Raw genomic sequence first — 19,966 nt, forward strand, 5'->3', positions numbered from 1 at the left:
TAAATATTACTTGTGTTTTATCTCCCCATCCTTCTGGTAATGTATAACTATACACCCCATTACCTTCATTAGTCATTGTCACTCCTGGCCATTTTGCTATTTCCTTTGTTGGAGTTACACTTTCATCATATACATAAATATTTGCACTTGACCAACCACTTGGTAATTTAATCTTTGCAGTTGCATTTTCAATTATATCAACCTTTTCATATTTATATTCTTTAGAAACAGTTGTTCTATCTTCACCTGTTCCAGTTAAAGCTAAAGTAATTATATCACCTACTTCTGCATCTGCACCTAATGTTATAGTTTCACCATTAGTATAAATTACTGCATTTCCTCCATTTACAGAGTAAGTTGAGCTTTTAGTATTTATTGCACTTAATGTTACATTTAATGAATTTTTAAACTTAGTTGCTGATTCTACAGAACTGCTAACTTCAGGAGTCTTTATTACTGGCCCAGCATAAATTGTTGCTATTGTACGACTTCCAATATTACCAGTTAACTTACCATTTGAAACTACAAATTTATTTCCACTTACTGAATCTGTATATTCACCATTTGGCAACTTAGTTTCACAGTTAACGCTAGTTGAACCTGAAACATTTACTATCATTACACCACTTTGTCCTCTTTCAGTAATAAATAAATCATTACCTTGAGTTCTGATATATTCACCCTCTCCAGCCATTGCATTTCTAAAGTTATTAGCAGCAACCACTATAGGATCTTTCCACATATCATCTCCAGCTGCACCCATGTTACCAGCTAAATATCCACCTGATGTTCTATTAAAGAATAATGGAGTTGAATCTGCACGACCTGCAATTATAGCCCATCCTAATTTAATTTGCTCATTAGTTAAAGCAACTGTTTCCTTATGATCATTTGCATAAGTATCATGTGATTCTACCCATGTTACTAAATTAGATGCTGCTCCACTTACAGTATAACTTTTAGCATTATTTGCATTAGCAGTGCTATTATAGCCTACTGCACTTCTTACAGAGCCACCATACCAGTCACATGTAGTTTTCATATAATTATGGTATGCGTTAATTCTATCTGCACCACCTTGTAATACTTCTCCATATATAAATAAGTTTTCCTTGTTATTTAATGATCCTAAAACTCTTGTCCAGAAATCACTTCCACCATCATCATCAGGTAATTCAATATGCTTGGCTGCATCAAATCTAAATCCATCTGCCCCACAAGCAATTGCATCATTTAAGAAGTTTATAACCATATCTTGTAATTTCCAGCTTGAAGTATTTAAATCTGGAAGACCTATTCCTAAGTGAGTTACTTGCCATCTATTATTCCAATCACTAACTCCTTTATGTTCATGCCAAAGGCTTTCATCATCCTTTATAGTAGAATCAACATTAGTAGCTGGATAATAAGAGTCATTTCCTCCACCTCTATTACCAGTATGATTTGCAACAACATCAACTATTATATCAATACCATACTTATCTGCTTCTTCACACATGCTCTTAAATTGCTCTCTATTTCCTAATTGAGCATTACCAATTTTAAAATTAGTTGGTTGATATAATATCCACCATTTTGAATTTGCCATTAAATCTTCTTTATTTCCTTGAATCGGAGATGTTTGAACTGCTGTATACCCAGCCTCCTTTATTTCAGGCAACTTTGATTTTATTGTATCAAATGACCAGTTCCAAGCATGTAAAATTGAACCGTCATCAATTGTATTAACTGCCGCTTTTGTAAGTGAAGTTGCGTTAACTGTTATTAATCCAGTAATATTATTAAACACTAAGCTTAAAGCAAATACTAATGCAATTAAAAAGCTAGTAATCTTATTTTTATTTCTCATTATTTTCCCTCCACATTATCTTTCTATAGTAAATTAATTTACTGTATAGTCTATATATTTTGATGTTTTATTATTAGAAGAGTCTTTAACATCAACCCATATTTTATATTTTCCTTTTTTAGTTGGTATCCATGTTGTTGTATCACTGGCTGAAAAATCACTTATGTTTTTCCATCCATCCTTTATTTCATGAATAGAGAATGAATATATAATATCTTTTCCTCCAGTAGTATCTGCAGTTATCTTAACTTCAGTTCCAACATTCCCAATTTCTTTATCAGTTTTTATACTTTTTATCTCTAGTTTCTGATTTTCAATAATCTCTTTTTTACCTATACGAGCTAATGATGTAGTAATAACATCATAATCTTCCTTTTCCGCAGAAGTTGATGAATCAGGTCCATACTCTTCTGTTGCAACATCTAACATTGATTTATCATGTGGTAAAGATCCTATACCTGATTGTCCAAATGTTGATATATGCATAACTCCTATACCATTATTCTCAATATAATTTCTATCAATACCTAATGATTCTAATGGAATTGTCATAGAGTACATTGTATCTTGTTTTGTATCATGACCTTCATTTAACATATTAACCCAGTTAGATGAGTTACTATATAAATCTTCTGGTTTATATCCTGCCCATCCATTATCCTTAATTCCCGTCATTGTATTTCCTAAAAATCCATCTTGATATTTAAAGGATACTCTGGCATCCTTAAATCCAACAGCAGTATCATAACTAAAATAAGAATCATCATCCACTTTAAATATAGATGGCTGCCCTACCCCCGGTTTACTTGAAAAATACATTAATGTATCTACATTTGTTTCATAATTGACTCTAACTCCCCAAACGTTATCATCATAGCTTACTACTCCAGTTTTAGGGTCAGTTTTCTTTATAGATCCATCACCACTTTTATTTGGATCTATACTAAATGCTAATATTTGTGGTATATCTCCATTGTACGGTTTTCCATTGTCACTAATTGGATAGTTTTGTGCCGGATCTACAACATCTGTAACATTTACAAATTGCCACATTAAATATAAATTATCATTATCCCATGCCCCATATAATGCATATGTGTCATATACAGGTCCTTCATGAGATCCTCTAAATATACGTGGATCATCATTTGCTACTCCCTGAGCAATTATCATTTCTTCAGTCCAATCACTAAAACTATTAATTGTTTTATATTGTCCTACTCCTGTAGCATTTGTTGAGTACTTTTCCTCACTAATATTTCTTAAATTTAACCTTGTTATAAATTCATTTAAAGTTTTATTTTCTTGTGCAAAAGTAGTAATTGGTCCACTAATTGCACTGGCTCCAATAACTGTAGCAACTGCTATTGCTGAATATCTTTTATAAATAGATTTCATGTTTACCTCCTACTTAAGCTAATTGGTAACTTTTATTGTTATATATTTTGACTCTTTATTTCCATCTTCATCTTTAACATCAACCCAAATGTTATAGCTTCCAGCTTTATCTGGTGTCCATTTTACTGTATTTTCAGAAGAATATTTTGATGTTAAGTTCTTCCATCCATCTTTTATTTCATGAGTTGAAACTTTATATTGAAGATTTCCTACTCCTGTAGCTTTAGCACTTATTTCAACTGTATCTCCAACCTTTACACTTTCTTTATTTGTAGTAATATCATTAATAACAAGCTTTCCTTTTTCAATTTCAAATTTAATTGTCTTTTCACTTGTTTTTTCATTATAATCTTTAACAGTAACTTTTATTGTGTAAATTCCTATTTCCGTTGGATTCCAAGTAATACTACTATTATTAGAAAAATCACTTATTACATTGGCAACGTTATCTTTTTCAATTTCAAACTTGTATTTAAGATTTCCTGTACCATTTGCTTCTGCTGAAACTTTAATACTTTCATTTACAAATTGTGGTGACTTTTTATCAGTAGTAATACTGCTTATAGTTGGACCTGTTGGATTTTGACTATACCATTTACCTTGGTAATACCACATTTCATCTGTAACATCGAATCCAGATTGCCCTTGTCCTGGATTTTGACTTCCACCAGCATTACTAAATATTACTTTTGCTTCTTCCCAAAGAGGCTTAGTATAGCTATACCATCCTTCACTATCCTTTTCTAATTTCACTCCTGGCCATGGTGCTACTTCATCTGTTACACCATCAACTTCTCTGTATATATATGCATATGGATTTGCCCAATTATTTGTATTATCATAATTCACTTTAATCTTTATCTTACTAGGATCAACTTTAGTATAAGTATAAGTTGCCTCCGATGCTCCATCTAAATTTTGCGCAGAAACCGTTACCACAGTTGATTCATCAAAATCTACATTTTCACCAATAGTAATTACTTGACCGTTAGTATAAGTTCCTTGTTCTACTCCATCAATACTATATCTTCCTACTTCTGAATTGCTTACATAAAGCTTTAAATCTAAAGTATCTGTATAATATTTCTTTGATTGTTCACTAATACTAACATCTGGTGACTTATCACCTTTTTCTATTAAGATTACCCCATTTGTATCTGCAGTAAATGTTGCCTTACCATTTTTAACTGTAGTTATAGCTCCTGTATAAGCATCTTTTACTTTACTTCCATTACTAAATATTTTTGAAACATCTACATCTACTGTACCAGATGCTCCAACAACACAAACTACTCTATCACTATGTCCATCTTTGTTATAAACTCTACCAAATGTATATGGAGAATTTGAAATATCTATGTTTTCACCAGCTCCTACTGCTAAGTGATTATTTCTGAATTGTCCAAGCTTTTGCCAATGAGATAATGTTTTTGAAGCCTGACTATTTGAACTTGTTAAATCACTCCAGTTCATAGATGTACGGAACATTTGATCTTTATATTCTCCTTTTGTAAAGAAATCTGTCCACCCTGCTGGTCTTGCTGTTTCATCACCATAGAAAATTTGTACTGCTCCTGGTGCTAATAATAAGGATGTTCCTCCTTCTATTAAGTTATCTCTGTTATATAGAGAATCATCATGTGATGAAATATAACTTAAAACATTGAAATCATCATCTTTATTTACTTTTGATAATTCATTGTATTTTGATTTTAAATTTGAAACTGATGCTCCCTTAAATGTGAAATTTATAATAGAACTGAATCCTCCTGATGTAAAGAATGCTGATTTTCCAACTCCATGTCCCCAGGATTCTGCTGTTGTCCAGAAGTCTGTATCTTGGTCTAATACTTTATCTGGATTTTTTGATTTGTATTCTTCGAATGCTATGTCTGCTTCTTCGTTTAGAGCTGCCCAAGATTCCATATCTACCTGATTTGCTGTATCACATCTAAATCCATCGATACCAAAATCTCTAATATAATCTGTTAACCATTTTATTACGTAATTTCTTGGAGTTCTAGGTAAATTTCTATTAGCAAAGAATTCATCTAATTCTTTCATTTCTTGCTCATATCTACCTTCTCTTTTCCACTTAGTTTCTAAAATTGGTGGTAATCCAACCTCTTGTGTACTTTCAGTTTTTATATCAGGTAATCCACAAAGCGAATCTTGATATCCAGCACCTTCATTAACCTTTGGATATCCTGCATATCCTGCTGAAACTCTTACAAAATCTGATCCCCACCAATTAGTTGCCCATGTTGGATCTTCTTTATCATACCAAGTTTGTGACTCTACTGTTCCACCACTTAAGTCTTTTAAATCTCCATAATAATAATCTTCCCAACCATTAATCATTCCACCGAAATTAAACTCATCAGCATCCTTCATAGTTGTGTAACCAACATGATTTAAAACTATATCCATAACAACTCTAATTCCTTGTGAGTGAGCTGTATCAACAAAGTTCTTAAAATCTTGTTCATTTCCCATATTTTCATCGATATTAGTATAATCTAAAGCCCAATATCCATGATAAGAATAGTATGGAAAACCTTCTCCATTGTTCTCTCCATTTCCGCCTGCTGCATTTCCTGAAGTATAACCATGGATTTGTTCATATGGAGCTGTTAACCATATTGCATTAACACCTAAATCAGTAAAATATCCTTCATCTAATTTTTGTGTTAACCCTTTTAAATCCCCTCCATGAAATGCCCCTGGATTATTATCATATCCAGCTTGCTCATTTCCATTTTGATCTAATCCTCTTCCATATGAATGGTCATTACTTGTATCACCATTTTGAAAACGATCTGTTAGAACAAAATAAACTGTAGCATTGTCCCATGAAAACTTTCTTTCCTCTTGAGTAGTTGAACTTTTTTCTGTACTGCTTGTTGTAGAATATGTTACTTGACCATTCTCATCCATATCCACCTTCAAAACGTTTCCAATTTCTTGGAAACGATTTATGTAAGTGGTATTAAAACTACTAGTCCTCATTGTAGCGCCTGTTAGACAACTACTTGCCATAATAGTAGAAACTAATGCTCCAACTACTATTCGATTAAATTTTTTTGACTTCAATCTTCTCCCCCCTATTTTTTTAATACATAACTATCTATTAGCTACATATTTTAAATATAGCTCACTTAATTTTTCTTTACAAGAATATAATTATTTTTTGTAATAAATTACAATTTTTTCTTTTTAAGTTTTTTTGTTACTTTTCACAAATATTTTTTTGTAACATATCACAAAAAGCTGTACATAATTGTACAGCTTATATATATTATTGTTTTATTATTCTAAAATATAAATTAAATCTAAATAGCTTTTTTATACCATTTCTTTCCAACATTATTTTTATTATCTGCAAAACAAAATTCATAAATTATAAGAATTGCAATAATCGTAGATAATAATATAATTCCAATTGGTGATCCTACGAAGTAATAAAAATATCCAATCTTAGGTACTCTAAACATATATTGACCAATAATATTTGATTTATTTAAAGACTCTTCCTTTAAGTTATTATTATCTCCTTGAGTGATTAACTTATCATTGTTAATTTCAGTAATTCGATGTGTAGCTACAAATCCATCCTTTTGAAAAGTTACTATATCTCCAACCTCTAAATTATTAACATTACTTTTTTTTATAAAAATAACATCACCTGGATCTATCGTTGGTTGCATGCTATTAGATACAATTACATAACTTTTAAACTTTATTAAATTATAAACACTATCAAATTTACTAGATATGTTACCAATTAAAGCTATCGCTAATATTGCAAAGAACAATAAACATAAAAAACTCCATATACTTTTAAACTTCATAATTAGCCCTCTACACTTTCTTTATTATTTCAATGCTAATATACTTTAAAGAACAACCATTACCAGTTACTGTTCTATTTTCTCTTAAAATAAAAATGTTTTTAAAATATATTTATATTAATTTAAAACTTGTCTATTAATAATTTATTTAGTCCTTTTTTATGTTCTTATTATATTTACCTTTTTTTTCATCGTCAAATTAATTTATTCGTGTTATTTCTTCAAAATACAACAATTCACTTATGCTAATTACTACCTTTTTTATTTTTTTATTTATTGTTTTAATTAAAATAGTACTCAATTTTCATTATTTAATTTTTATTTTTATTATTTTAATTTTTCTTTAAAAATTTATTTCATTTTAACTCTACATTGACTCTTTTTGTATTATTTTATATTTAGAAACTTTCAAAATTTTAAATTTAATTAAAAATCAATCAAAACATTTCTAATAATTTTATTTTATATATAGAAAAAGACGAGTATAAATACTCGTCTTTTGGTGGAAACAACAGGGTTCGAACCTGTGACCCTCTGCTTGTAAGGCAGATGCTCTCCCAGCTGAGCTATGCTTCCAAATGTAATGGTGACCCCTAGGGGAATCGAACCCCTGTTACCACCGTGAAAGGGTGGTGTCTTGACCGCTTGACCAAGGGGCCTTAATAAATTTATTATTTAAATAATATTTTTACAACTTGCTTTATTAATATAATATATATTAAATATTATGTCAACACTTCCTAATAATTTTAAAATATAAAAAAATGAAAGTTGCTAATACTCTTTATAAATATCTTCAACTTTCATAAAAATCCTAAACTATTTTTGAATAAAATATATATTTTCTCCATTACTCTTAATACTTATATCTCCGCTACTTGTATAAAATGTTTTTATTTTTTGATCATTTAATAAAGAGATAAGCTTTCTATCTGGATACATAAAATATGAACATGTAATTACTGCATAACTTGGAGAAACTGACTCTAAAAAATTTCCTACCTCATCATTATATATTCCATGATGAGCCATTTTCAAAAAAGTATAATTTCCAGTATCCTGTTCTATAAACTCTTTCATTCTCTCATCTTCAGCATCGCCAGCAAATAAAAATCTATATTTTCCATAATCAACCCCAACAATAATACAATAGTCATTTGATTTATCATAACTATCTTTAATTGCTGGATATATTGTTATTTTAGCTCCATTTATATTAGTTATTATATTACTGTGTAATAATATTGGATCTAATCTATTTCTTTCAACTGCCTCAATATAATTTTTATATTGAACAGTACTTTTTTCATAATCAGCCTGAACTAAATTATTTATCTTAAAGTTATCTAAAATAATAGGTGCTCCTCCAATATGATCTTTATCATTATGACTTAATATTAAATATTCTATCTCTTCAACATCTTTATAATTTAAAAATTCTTTTATTTTTGTGCTATTTTCATAAAATCCACAATCTATAATAATAAACTTTCCTTCTACTTCTATTAAAATAAAGTCTGATTTTCCAGTACTTAAAATATCTATTTCAAAAGGTAATTTAACAGTAACATCTGCATCTACCCATCTTTTACTATCATTTTTTATTTTTAAAAAGCTTATAATACTACAAATCATTACAAAGATAACTATAATTACTCTAATCCTAGCCTTTTTTATTAAAGTAGTCTTCATTTATATCACTTCTTAATTACTAAATATTTCTTTATATTATTATACTCTTTAACATATATAAGTTATACATAAAAAATAAAATAACATTTTTAAAATTATGTTATTTTATTCTCACATTATTTTCATATAGCTGACATAAAATTGACATATTAATTAACTATACTTATATTCATAAAGTACAACACTACCAACCAAGCTGTGTTGTAATTAGTTTAATATCATTCCCTTCACAAAAGGTATAGATTAGTTCCCCCTATTTCTAATCTATACCTTTTTTATTAATCCCTTTATGTTATTATTAAATTCACTATATAATTCACTTATATACTTAAATATGTTCTCATTATACCTTTTCTTATAAACCATTAAAACCTTATATCCAATTCTAACTACAAATTCATTATTTTTATCAATAAAACTACTTATTTCATCATCACCATATTGTAAATTTCTAAGGTATAATTTTTGAGTTAAAAGTGTTGTATGTATTATTAAATCTCTTATATAATTATCCTCTTTACTTTTATTCAAATAATCTCTACTAACATCAACTAAATATTGATCATATCTTAATATTTTCCTTATCAACTGTATTATTCCATCTTTTAGTTTATACGGAAAAATAAATCTATTGGCTATTAGAACAATTATTACACCTATTATTACGTAAAAAATTCTATATATTAATAATTTATTTAAACTTACTGACAAGGAAGATATACTAATTGAAGCCATAGCTGCAAACAATGAAATTTTATAATATTCTTTAAATCCATAAAGCAAATATAATGATATAAATAATATCAAAATAGTTACCCATTCAGTATTAAATATATGTATCATTATACCTGTAAATAAAATTGCTATGACATTTCCTTTTAATCTTTCTCTACTTTTTACAATTGTATCCTCATAATATGGCTGCATAATTGACATTATAGTTATAATAGCCCATATAACTTTATAAAATCCAAATAATTCTGCTATAAATATAGAAAATGTTAATGTTATTGACATTCTCATTGCAAATTTAAATCTTATTGATGATGGCACAAAATATTCCTTAAAAACTATCTGTGGCTTATCTAAATAACTTCTTTCCCATTCCTTATAAATCATATTTGCTTCTTTATCACTTAATTCTTCTGATTCTTTAATTTGATCTATTATTGATGTTACTATAAGCAATACTTCATTAAATATAATAGAACCTTTCTTGTACTTTTCATTTATAAATTTATTTTTATAGATAACATCATCTAATTTACAAGCTTTTTTAGAATATTTTATTATTAACTCAACTAATGATAAAAAATCTAACATCTCTTCTTTAGATATATTACTTTTATTATAATGTTCATATACTCTTTTTAGATATATATTTAAATACTCTATATTTAAATATAATTTAAACTGTATTGTTCCTAAGTTAGTTGTTAGATATCTTTTATAACGTGTTATATATACTTTATATACCAAATCCATCATTATTTTAGAACAATTTTCCGTTAACTTATCATCAAATTTATTTTCTATAATATTTTGAATTTGATTTTCTATATTTAAAAAAGCCGCCTTAACGCTATTTCCCATTATTTCTTTTCCACTGCTTCTCTTTATATATGTTCCTGCTATAATAACTAATGCACCAAAAACTACAGCTAATAATCTATTAGGTAGTTCATAAATAGAAATACTTGAATACTGTGTAAAAACATAAAGCATTATAAATGGCTTATATAAAGTTGCATCATATGGTGATGTTACAATATATATAAGTAAAAATATTGCAAAAAAATCGATTATAACTCCTGTCCATATATTTAAAGATGATAAAAAAGCAATTGAAACTATTAATAAATCTAATAATAATATTCTTATAACTCTATTAATTGGCTTAACATAAAAATTTTGCCTTCCTATTACAGTGGAAGTTAAAGCTATTGGAAAGGCTATCATTATATTTTTCATCCCAAATAAAATTGCAACACCACTCATAGTAATTATTGCAACTGTTCCATTTCTAATCATAGATGTCACATTAATATTATATTTTCTAATAATATAATTAAGCATTTTGTCACCCCCTTTATTAAATACAATAAAATATTCTTTATTACTTTTTCCTTATAAATACTTAACTATTCTATTAGACTAATTTAAAATAAAAAAATGTAAAGGATACTTATTATTCCTTTACATTTTATTTTTCTTTTAAATCATCAATTTGCTTTTGCAACTGTTCAATTTGCTTATTTAATAATTCTATAGATTGTTTTAATTCACGTATCTCATTATTTGATTCTGATTCCTTTGATGAATTGCTACTAGTAGATTTTTTCTTTTTATTAGATGCTACATTAACTTGACTTTCATCACTTGCACTTGAACAAAAAGGATTAGCTGCATTCCTATAAATAGGATTATATATTCTTCCTGGTCCTCCTTGATAATATTGTTGTTGAGCATTAAATGTTATTATTACTTGTCCAAATAATTGAAGCCAATTTCCTAAAGCATTTTGTACATTAAATGGCATCTTTTGAGCTGCAATATTACCAAATAATACTGTTATTAAATTAAGTATTTGTGGATTAAAGTCTTGAAATCCTCCTGGCACATCACTACATGCCTCTCTTTGCGCTTTAGTAGCATTTGCATTTGAACTACCAAATTCACACTCTTCACACTCTTCATTACTTTCATTACTTTCATTATCTTTTTTATGATTAAAAGAACTTATATACTCATTAAAACTTCTTATAAAATCATCAAATCCATTAAATCCATCTTGATCCATAATTTTCTCCGTAAAAAATTACTTAATATTATAATACTCTTAAAATTTCTATTTGATACAATATCAAAATGTATCTATTTGATTCATATATTGAAGTAAATAATAAAAATTTACGTTTTTATATTTAAAATATCTCCTTAATATAGCTGTTTTTTTACAATATCTAGCATCAACAAATATATGCATACATTTGTTGTTATAAATAAATATAGCTATCATTACACCTATATTTTTTATTTTATGTAATTTTATGGAGGTAATATAATGAGTAGATTAGAATTAAATAAAAACTTAGCTCAAATGTTAAAAGGTGGAGTTATAATGGATGTTACAACCCCAGATGCTGAAAAAGCCGGAGCCTGTGCTGTAATGGCACTTGAACGAGTTCCTGCTGATATAAGAAAAGAAGGTGGCGTTGCTAGAGTGTCTGACCCTAAAATTATTAAGGAAATTCAGGCTACAGTTTCTATACCCATTATGGCAAAAGTAAGAATAGGACATTTTGTTGAGGCTCAAATTTTAGAAACTTTAGGTATAGATTATATTGATGAAAGTGAAGTATTAACCCCTGCTGATGCTGCATTAATGATGCAATTAGGCTGTGATGTAGTCTTTGTTGGTTCTGGAATATTTAATCTAGCAACCCTGAAAAAAGAGCTAGAGCAATTGTTTTAGCTACAACTTATTACAATAATTCTATTAAGTTAGCTGAAATATCTGAGGATTTAGGTGCTGCAATAAGTGGAATTAACTGCAGTGAAATTACTTCTAGATACGAAGAAAGAGGATGGTAAAATGAAAATCGGTGTGTTATCACTTCAAGGAGGTGTAATAGAACATGTTAATGCTATTTTATCATTAGGTCATGAAGCTATAGGAGTTAAAAGCTTAGAAACCCTTAAAAATATAGATACATTAATAATTCCTGGTGGTGAAAGTACCACTGTAGGTAAACTTTTAAACCCACTACAAGAAATGATTCAAAATGGATTACCTGTATGGGGAACATGTGCTAGTATGATTTTACTTTCAAAGAATATAGAAAATGAGGAAACTTCATACTTACATGTTATTGACATTACAGTTAAAAGAAATGCTTATGGCACTCAATTAGATAGTTTTACTACCAATACTATAATTAAAGAAATTAGTAAATATCCCATAGAGCTAGTATTTATAAGGGCTACTTATATAACTGCTATTAATCCTAATGTATCTATTATTGCAATTGTAGATAATAATATAGTTTCAGTAAGACAAGATAATATGCTCGCAACATCATTTCATCCTGAACTTACTAATGATACTTCATTTTTGAAGTATTTTATAGAAAAAGTAGCTCACTATTAAAATAAACTGCGAACTAAAGCTTAGATGCCGAAAATTAATGATATAACCTTCATTAAGTAATATTACATTTTTCGTTCTCACTGTAGTTCGCAATTTATTAAAAATCTGATCCTGCTAAATATCCAGTTGAAAAGGCCATTTGTAAATTATAACCACCTGTTTCAGCATCAATATCTATAACTTCTCCTGCAAAATAAAGATTGTTAATTATCTTAGATTCCATTGTTGAAGCATTAATTTCCTTTACTTTAACTCCTCCTGAAGTAACTTGTGCTGCTTTAATAGTTAAAGTTTCTCTTGCTGTAAGCTTCATTTCTTTAATATACTCTATGATTTTATTCTCATCTTCCTTTCTTAAATCACTAGCCTTAACTTCACTTAAATCTATAACTTCAAATACTACCTTTAAGAAGTTTTGTGGAAGAATTCCCTTTAAATTATTAAGCACTGTTTTATTTGGATTACTTCTTATTAATTGTGATAATTCCTCTTTGGTTTTATCTTTTAAAAAGTCTAAGTTTACTTCTACCTCTCCCTCTCCTAAAGCCTTACTTAAATATGAAGATATCTTTAAAACTGCTGGTCCGGATATTCCAAAGTGGGTAAATAACATATCACCAAACTTTTCAACCTTTTTCTTTTTCACTTTAGCTGAAACTACAACATCTTTCATTGCAACACCTTGTAATTTTTTCACAAACTCTTCTTTTATAACAAGAGGTATTAATGCTGCATGAATTGGTGTTATTGTATGCCCATGCTTTTCTAACACTTCATACATAGCTCCATCTGAACCTGTGTGTGGAAAACTTTTTCCTCCTGTAGTTATTATAACCTTATCACTTAATATTTTTTCACCATAAGAAGTTATAACACCTTTAATAACTCCCTCTTCTACTATTAAGTCATTTATTAATGTATTATATCTAACTTTAACTTTATTCTTTTCTAAATCGCTTCTTAAAAGCTCTATAACTTCATCAGCTTTATCACTTTTTGTATATACTTTCTCATCAAGCTCAACTTTATATTCAAGCCCATTATTACTAAAGTATTCTAAAAGTGAATAATTTGAAAATGTATATAAAGCACTATATAAGAATTTCTTATTATTTACTATCTTATCAAAAAATTCTTCAATATCCCTATTATTAGTTATATTACAACGACCACCACCAGTAAGTCTTAGCTTCATTCCAATTTCTTTATTTCTTTCTATTAATGTAACTTCATTATTTTTTGCTGCACTAAGAGCTGCCATAATTCCAGCAGGTCCTCCCCCAACAACTATAACTTTAGCCAAACTTGTCACCTCACTAAATTTCCTTTGTTCAATTACCCATTATATCATAAATAATATTCAATTTTTAAATTTTGTTAATCTAAGTTAAATCAAACTTAGAATTTAGATTTTCTTATATGTAAACTATAGTATAAATATAGAAATTAAAACTATTAGTGTATTTAATATATTATAATTTTCTCCATAAAATCTATATATAATAACAAAAGGTAATACATAAATTTTATGCATTACCCTTTATCAATAAATTTAATTATTTAAAGCTATTTCTTCATCTTTTCTCTCAATATCTACTGATAAAAGAACCTTCTTATATAATAACACTGGAATTATTACTATTACTCCCGATAATAAAAATATAATAGTTGGATCAATTTTATCAAATAAAATCCCAAATATCATATTACTTAAAGGTATAGCTGCCATAGATATAGTACCTTGTACAGTACCAACCCTTCCCATATATTCTAAAGGTACAACTGTTTGAAAATAAATTCCTACAAATATATTGGCAATTCCTATAAACAACCCTATTACTGCTGCAAATACTAATAAAATTAAATATGGTCCAAGACTACTATTAAATACTTCTAATAAGGGTTTAAATGTTACTATACCTATACAAGCTGATATCACTCCTGTAAGTAAAAGACTACTATAAAGATTTTTCCCAACAGAATATTTTTTTCCTAAATAACCGCTAATAACACTAGCTACCATCATTGCCGCAACCATTACAGAATCAGTTAATCCATATTGAAAATCTGAAACCATCAATATTTTCTTACATATAAATGTGGCACCTATGGTAAGTGATCCTAATCCAAAATTTAATATCATAGCTAAAGTTACAATAGAATTTATTTTTTTATTTCCTAAAGAAAATTTTATTCCTTCAGAAAAATCCTTCCAAAATACTTCTAAATTTAACTCTTTCTTTTTATCGTCATTTCTTGGTATCACTAAAAAATACTCTGAAAATGCAGATATAAAAAATGTAATTGCATTTAAAACAAAAATAAATTCTAATCCAAAGCTTCCATATAAAATACCAGCTATAGCTGGTGCTAAAAGATTCCCAATAGCCATAATAAGAGAATTAATTGAATTAGCTTCAACTAAATCTTCTTTCTTCATAATACTAGGAATCACAGTTTGAAGTGCAGGTTGAAACAATGTTGAAACTAAAGATAGTATTATTACTAAAATATAAATATATCCTATAGGCATTTTACCACTTATAAAATATATAGTTGCAAATATTGATACTACTACTCCACTTACTATATCTAAAATAATAAGTATCTTTTTTCTATAAAACCAATCTACAAAAACTCCTGCAAATGGTCCCAATATCAATTGTGGAATCATTGCTATTGCTAATATACTAGCAAACTTTGCTGCCGATCCCGTTGTTGCAAGTACAAATAAAGATAATGCAAAACTTTGCATAGAACTTCCTATTAAAGATGTTATTTTTCCAAACATCAATAAAGAAAAGTTTTTATTAGTTAATATTTTAAAATTCATTATTATGCCCCCAATAAATTTATCTAATTATTATCTTATGTATATAATAATCTCTTCATAAATGCACTTATAGTTATTTAATAAATTAAACTATTATTCTAACTTTATCCCCATCTGCTGAAGTTATATTAACAATTTCAAGCCCCTTATAATTTTTCAACTCTTTCTTACAACACTTAATCATGGCTAAAATAGTTTTTTTATCTTCTTTACTAATTTCTTTGCTTGGAATTAATCTTATACATGTACTAGCAAGTGATAATGGAACTGGAATTGATAAATTAGTATCTTTTGAATTTATATTAATTTTCATAACCATCACCTATTCAACTAAAATTTTAACTATATCTCCATCTGCTGAATTTATATTTAATATTTCTCCCATAACAGAAGAATCTAATGAACTACTTATAATATCCATTAATTCATCCATATTTACTCCATCTACATTTGTTGACATCATAGGTAATTTACCAGTAGCTTTTATTATTGTTTTTATTACTTTAACAGGTAATTTAAGTTTTACTTCATCTCCTTCATGACTTTCAATATTGACCCTTAACATCTTATTATCATAATCCTTAACTGTGATTATTTCTTGACTTGGTTGTTCTAATGCATCTATAAGCTCCTTTGCTTTATCAGCATTTAACTTTCCTTCCTCAACCATATTTAAAATTCTCATAACCTCTTCATTCATTCTCTTATACCTCCAATTATTCTTTTAAATTTTTTAAAGCCTCATCTGCAGATATTTCTCCTTTTTCTAAAGCTTCTAAAATATCTGTCTTTTCCTTTTTACTTTGCGTTTCCTTTATAACATCATATCCTAAAGCTAGTATTACTTCATCAAGCTTTGCTCTAACTGTTGGATAAGATATACCTAACTCTTTTTCTACATCTTTTATACTCCCTCTGCATTTTACAAAAGTTTCTATAAAATAAAGTTGTTGAGAAGTTAAATAATCAAATTTTGATAAACTAAATTCATTTTCTATAGTTGTACTACACCTTGCACATTTTAATCTTATAACTTTAAGATTTTGATTACATACAGGACATTTACTTAAAACCTTATACACGCAACTCACTCCTTATCTATATATTACCATTATTTTTATTATTTGTAAATTATCTGTTTAATATTTTTAATTATGATATTAACTTTTTTTATTTTTTTATTTATTTTATTAATTTTTTTAATATCTCAATTAATTTTTCTTATAATAATATTATTTTAATCTTTTTTAAGAAATTGTTCGTTTGATTTTAATAAATTAATCATATATAATTTATTAAAATAGGTAATACATACTGCTTTAACTATCTAATTCCATTTAGGTAATTTTATTACCTTATCATTGAAATAATTTATTTAAAAAGGAGATACTTATGGGATTAAAGAAGAGAATTTCAGCATTACTTATATGTGGTGCAATTATTTTAGGAAATGTAACACCAGTTTTTGCTGATGTTGCTAATGTAGTAACACTAGGTGCAAACCTAACTGATGAGCAAAAGCAAATAGTTCTAGACTACTTTGGAGTAAAAGAAAATGAAGTAGTTGTATTAGAAGTTAATAATCAAGAAGAAAGAAAATACTTAGAAGGAATAGCTCCTGAAGCTCAAATAGGTACAAGAACTTATTCTTGTGCATATGTACAACCTACTAAAAAGGGAAGTGCAATTAATGTTAAAACTGTAAACTTAACATATGTTACTTCTTCTATGATTGCAAGTACTCTTACAACTTGTGGAATTACTGATGCAAACGTAGTAGCTATGACTCCATTATCAGGAGGAGTTAGTGGTACTGGTGCCTTAACTGGAATAATGAAAGCTTTCGAAGACGCTACTGGCGAACCTCTTGATGAAGAAAAGAAAGAAATCGCATCTGAAGAATTAGTTATAACTGGTGACTTAGGTGAAGATATTGGACAAGATAAAGCTACTGGAGTAATTAATGATATAAAGACTGAAATCATAAAAAATAATACTCAAGATACTATCCAAATTGCAGATACAATAAATAATGTGACTAATAATTACAATATAACTTTAACACCAGAACAACAACAACAATTAGAAAGTTTAATGGCTAAGGTTGCAGCACAAGATTATGATTATAAAGAGATGAAAGATGCTTTAAATAGCGTTAAAGACGTAGTTAATCAAAAGCTAGATGAAATGGGTGAAAAAGTATCAACTGGCGTAATTGATTCTATAAAAGAATGGTTTACTGGAATTGGTGATTGGTTCACTGGTTTATTTAATAATAACGATAAAGATTTAGGAATATTAGAAACAACTAATGATAATCTTTTAGGTAATAATGTTGTAGTTGATGCAACTGATAAAGATGCTATAAAATTACCAACTACCGAAGAAGCCAAAGGTTTCTTCCAAAAAATCTGGGACTGGTTTACTGACTTATTTGATAGTAACTCTGATACAAATGAATCTGAAAATAATCAAAGTTCTACAGACCAAGTTGATACTCCTATTATAGGTGGCCCTGAAGATACTAATTCAAATACTACAGACGATACTATAACTACACCTGAAGAAAATACTAATGAAAAACCTTCTTCTGAAGAAGATAATAATAAAACAAATGATATAAATTCTACTACTAACAATACAGATAACTCAAATGTAGATACTTCTCAGAATCAAAATAATATAGCTAATCCTGAAAATACAAATAATCAATAATAAAAAATCTCTCATGCAAAATCATGGGAGATTTTTCAATTTCTCTATTTATATTTTATAACTATCTATTTTTTAAATTATATAAAGCTCCCAACATTCCTGCATTATTTTGATTTTCTGCAAATTCTATTCTCACATTATTGTAAACACTTTCTATAAGCTTTTCTTTTAATGACGTTTTTATTTTTTCCTCTAAATATTCTTTTTGTGCCATTATACCTCCACCAAGTACTACCACCTCTGGATTAATAACGTAAACAATATAAGAAATTCCTAATGTTAAATTATCTACTAATTTATCTATTTCTTCAATACAATCAATATCACCCTTTTTAGCTAAATCGAAGATTATTTTACCATTAATATCAGATTTATCAATATTTTTTCTTGCTGCAACTTTCTCTACTAACTTACTAGTTGCCGCCACATCTTGAAGATCCTCTCCATTTATTTTCATATATCCAACTTCTCCAGCACTATTACTAAATCCATGAAGTACTTTTCCATTAATTATAACACATCCTCCTATTCCTGTACCGATAGTAAGACATACACAAGAATGCGAGTTTTTAGCTGCTCCAAGCCAAAACTCACCTAATCCAGCACAATTAACATCATTTTCTACCTCGCATCTTACTTTAAATTCCTTTTCTAATTCCTTTTTAATTTCAACACCTATATAATTAGGTATTAAATTAGATGCATATACTATCTTTCCTTCATTAGGATCTACCATCCCTGCAGTTGATACACATATACCATCTACTTTATATTCAACAATATACTTTCTTACTATATCTTTTGCTTTTTCTAAAATTGATAAACCGCCTTTTCTTGCTTCTGTATCCATTTGGGACATTGTAATTATTTTACCATCTTCTCTTGTAACTGAGTATTTTATTGCTGTTCCACCAATATCTATACAAATATATTTTTTCATAATATCACCCTTACTACTTTTTTTAACTTACTATTAATCTAAGTGCTTAAAAGGGAGTATAGAAATACTCCCCTTATTTATTTTAAACTATTTTCACTTTAAATATTGCTTTATTTATATTTTCACTTTCATTTACTCTTATAGCTGTCATATGAGCATCTTCTGGATAGCATATTAGAAAGTCACCTTTTTCTAATATCACACTTGCTGATTCATTCCCATTTAGAGGTAAGAAATCACTGTCTTCTTCATATTCCTTTTGCTCTAAATTATCAATATGATTAAGTAAAATTTTCTCTGTTCCATCCAATATTAAGTGAACATCAATATACTTTCTATGAGCTTCCCAAAATCTCTCATCTTTATCAACTGTATTATAAGATACAATATTAACAAATACATCATCACCATTAATTTCATGACTTCCTATATTAAATGTTTTTAAATCATTTTCAAGAGAATATTTAAAGCATGCTAAAATTCTTTCATCTATAAAACTATATCTTTCTTTGTCTTTTATATTTCCAAAAATCATATT

At 27.9% G+C, this 19,966-nt stretch carries 16 protein-coding genes, 2 tRNA genes and 1 pseudogene; 3 read left to right on the forward strand and 16 right to left on the reverse strand.

The features are described 5' to 3' along the window. From I4V51_RS04940 to I4V51_RS04980, 9 genes are all read right to left on the reverse strand, one after another. Nucleotides 1–1,849 (reverse strand): alpha-amylase family glycosyl hydrolase (locus tag I4V51_RS04940; RefSeq protein WP_195987200.1); only part of this gene is annotated, 1,849 nt, incomplete at its 3' end. Between the two features lie 33 nt (nt 1,850–1,882). Beyond that, a complete protein-coding gene (locus I4V51_RS04945; RefSeq protein WP_195987201.1) occupies nt 1,883–3,247 on the reverse strand; it encodes a hypothetical protein in 1,365 nt (454 codons plus the stop codon). An 18-nt stretch (nt 3,248–3,265) separates the two neighbouring features. Next, entirely contained in the window at nt 3,266–6,340 is a 3,075-nt protein-coding gene (locus I4V51_RS04950; RefSeq protein WP_195987202.1) for an alpha-amylase family glycosyl hydrolase, read from the reverse strand. A 239-nt stretch (nt 6,341–6,579) separates the two neighbouring features. Continuing rightward, nucleotides 6,580–7,098, reverse strand: coding sequence for a signal peptidase I (locus tag I4V51_RS04955; protein ID WP_195987203.1), 519 nt, complete (start codon nt 7,096–7,098; stop codon nt 6,580–6,582). Nucleotides 7,099–7,598: 500 nt separating this feature from the next. After that, nucleotides 7,599–7,674: transfer RNA gene (locus I4V51_RS04960), tRNA-Val, on the reverse strand. 8 nt (nt 7,675–7,682) lie between these two features. Next, nucleotides 7,683–7,757: transfer RNA gene (locus I4V51_RS04965), tRNA-Glu, on the reverse strand. Nucleotides 7,758–7,917: 160 nt separating this feature from the next. Beyond that, complete coding sequence (locus I4V51_RS04970; RefSeq protein WP_243281394.1) at nt 7,918–8,790, reverse strand: MBL fold metallo-hydrolase; 873 nt, start codon at nt 8,788–8,790, stop codon at nt 7,918–7,920. A 264-nt stretch (nt 8,791–9,054) separates the two neighbouring features. Further along, nucleotides 9,055–10,866, reverse strand: a complete 1,812-nt coding sequence (locus I4V51_RS04975; RefSeq protein ID WP_195987204.1) for an FUSC family protein — start codon at nt 10,864–10,866, stop codon at nt 9,055–9,057. 127 nt (nt 10,867–10,993) lie between these two features. Next, the gene (locus I4V51_RS04980; RefSeq protein WP_195987205.1) at nt 10,994–11,590 is read right to left on the reverse strand and encodes a hypothetical protein; all 597 of its coding nucleotides are present in this window, start codon (nt 11,588–11,590) and stop codon (nt 10,994–10,996) included. 264 nt (nt 11,591–11,854) lie between these two features. Here I4V51_RS04980 and I4V51_RS04985 point away from each other — a divergent pair. Both I4V51_RS04985 and pdxT read left to right on the forward strand, forming a co-directional pair. After that, nucleotides 11,855–12,384: pseudogene (locus tag I4V51_RS04985) on the forward strand (hypothetical protein). 1 nt (nt 12,385) lies between these two features. Then, on the forward strand, nt 12,386–12,940 hold the full coding sequence (pdxT, locus tag I4V51_RS04990; RefSeq protein ID WP_195987206.1) for a pyridoxal 5'-phosphate synthase glutaminase subunit PdxT: 555 nt from the start codon (nt 12,386–12,388) through the stop codon (nt 12,938–12,940). A gap of 97 nt (nt 12,941–13,037) precedes the next feature. On the opposite strand, the gene I4V51_RS04995 is transcribed toward pdxT, so the two are convergent. The 5 genes from I4V51_RS04995 to I4V51_RS05015 form a co-directional block, all read right to left on the reverse strand. Next, complete coding sequence (locus tag I4V51_RS04995) at nt 13,038–14,243, reverse strand: NAD(P)/FAD-dependent oxidoreductase (RefSeq protein WP_195987207.1); 1,206 nt, start codon at nt 14,241–14,243, stop codon at nt 13,038–13,040. A 249-nt stretch (nt 14,244–14,492) separates the two neighbouring features. Beyond that, the gene (locus I4V51_RS05000; RefSeq protein ID WP_195987208.1) at nt 14,493–15,773 is read right to left on the reverse strand and encodes an MFS transporter; all 1,281 of its coding nucleotides are present in this window, start codon (nt 15,771–15,773) and stop codon (nt 14,493–14,495) included. 85 nt (nt 15,774–15,858) lie between these two features. After that, complete coding sequence (locus tag I4V51_RS05005; RefSeq protein WP_195987209.1) at nt 15,859–16,086, reverse strand: hypothetical protein; 228 nt, start codon at nt 16,084–16,086, stop codon at nt 15,859–15,861. 9 nt (nt 16,087–16,095) lie between these two features. Further along, the gene (locus I4V51_RS05010) at nt 16,096–16,473 is read right to left on the reverse strand and encodes a hypothetical protein (RefSeq protein ID WP_195987210.1); all 378 of its coding nucleotides are present in this window, start codon (nt 16,471–16,473) and stop codon (nt 16,096–16,098) included. Between the two features lie 16 nt (nt 16,474–16,489). After that, nucleotides 16,490–16,855 carry a DUF2089 domain-containing protein gene (locus I4V51_RS05015; protein ID WP_195987211.1) on the reverse strand — a complete coding sequence of 122 codons (366 nt, stop codon included), beginning with the start codon at nt 16,853–16,855 and terminating at the stop codon, nt 16,490–16,492. A 310-nt stretch (nt 16,856–17,165) separates the two neighbouring features. Here I4V51_RS05015 and I4V51_RS05020 point away from each other — a divergent pair, with 310 nt between their 5' ends. Further along, on the forward strand, nt 17,166–18,488 hold the full coding sequence (locus I4V51_RS05020; RefSeq protein ID WP_195987212.1) for a DUF1002 domain-containing protein: 1,323 nt from the start codon (nt 17,166–17,168) through the stop codon (nt 18,486–18,488). Nucleotides 18,489–18,549: 61 nt separating this feature from the next. Here the strand turns inward: I4V51_RS05020 and I4V51_RS05025 are convergent, their stop codons facing one another. Beyond that, entirely contained in the window at nt 18,550–19,428 is an 879-nt protein-coding gene (locus I4V51_RS05025; RefSeq protein WP_195987213.1) for an ROK family protein, read from the reverse strand. A gap of 82 nt (nt 19,429–19,510) precedes the next feature. Then, complete coding sequence (locus I4V51_RS05030) at nt 19,511–19,963, reverse strand: YhcH/YjgK/YiaL family protein (protein WP_195987214.1); 453 nt, start codon at nt 19,961–19,963, stop codon at nt 19,511–19,513. Between the last annotated feature and the right edge of the window lie 3 nt (nt 19,964–19,966).

Origin of the sequence: Clostridium sp. D53t1_180928_C8, from assembly GCF_015667795.1 — a bacterium.
Taxonomy (GTDB): Bacteria; Bacillota; Clostridia; order Clostridiales; family Clostridiaceae; genus Clostridium.

Bases quoted from the DNA above. Each gene is read 5' to 3' on its own strand.
- I4V51_RS04980 (WP_195987205.1), bottom strand. From the start codon at position 11,590: ATGGATCAAGATGGATTTAATGGATTTGATGATTTTATAAGAAGTTTT.
- I4V51_RS04970 (WP_243281394.1), bottom strand. From the start codon at position 8,790: ATGAAGACTACTTTAATAAAAAAGGCTAGGATTAGAGTAATTATAGTT.
- I4V51_RS05020 (WP_195987212.1), top strand. From the start codon at position 17,166: ATGGGATTAAAGAAGAGAATTTCAGCATTACTTATATGTGGTGCAATT.
- I4V51_RS04945 (WP_195987201.1), bottom strand. From the start codon at position 3,247: ATGAAATCTATTTATAAAAGATATTCAGCAATAGCAGTTGCTACAGTT.
- I4V51_RS05030 (WP_195987214.1), bottom strand. From the start codon at position 19,963: ATGATTTTTGGAAATATAAAAGACAAAGAAAGATATAGTTTTATAGAT.
- I4V51_RS04975 (WP_195987204.1), bottom strand. From the start codon at position 10,866: ATGCTTAATTATATTATTAGAAAATATAATATTAATGTGACATCTATG.
- I4V51_RS04955 (WP_195987203.1), bottom strand. From the start codon at position 7,098: ATGAAGTTTAAAAGTATATGGAGTTTTTTATGTTTATTGTTCTTTGCA.
- I4V51_RS05005 (WP_195987209.1), bottom strand. From the start codon at position 16,086: ATGAAAATTAATATAAATTCAAAAGATACTAATTTATCAATTCCAGTT.
- pdxT (WP_195987206.1), top strand. From the start codon at position 12,386: ATGAAAATCGGTGTGTTATCACTTCAAGGAGGTGTAATAGAACATGTT.
- I4V51_RS05000 (WP_195987208.1), bottom strand. From the start codon at position 15,773: ATGAATTTTAAAATATTAACTAATAAAAACTTTTCTTTATTGATGTTT.
- I4V51_RS05010 (WP_195987210.1), bottom strand. From the start codon at position 16,473: ATGAATGAAGAGGTTATGAGAATTTTAAATATGGTTGAGGAAGGAAAG.
- I4V51_RS05025 (WP_195987213.1), bottom strand. From the start codon at position 19,428: ATGAAAAAATATATTTGTATAGATATTGGTGGAACAGCAATAAAATAC.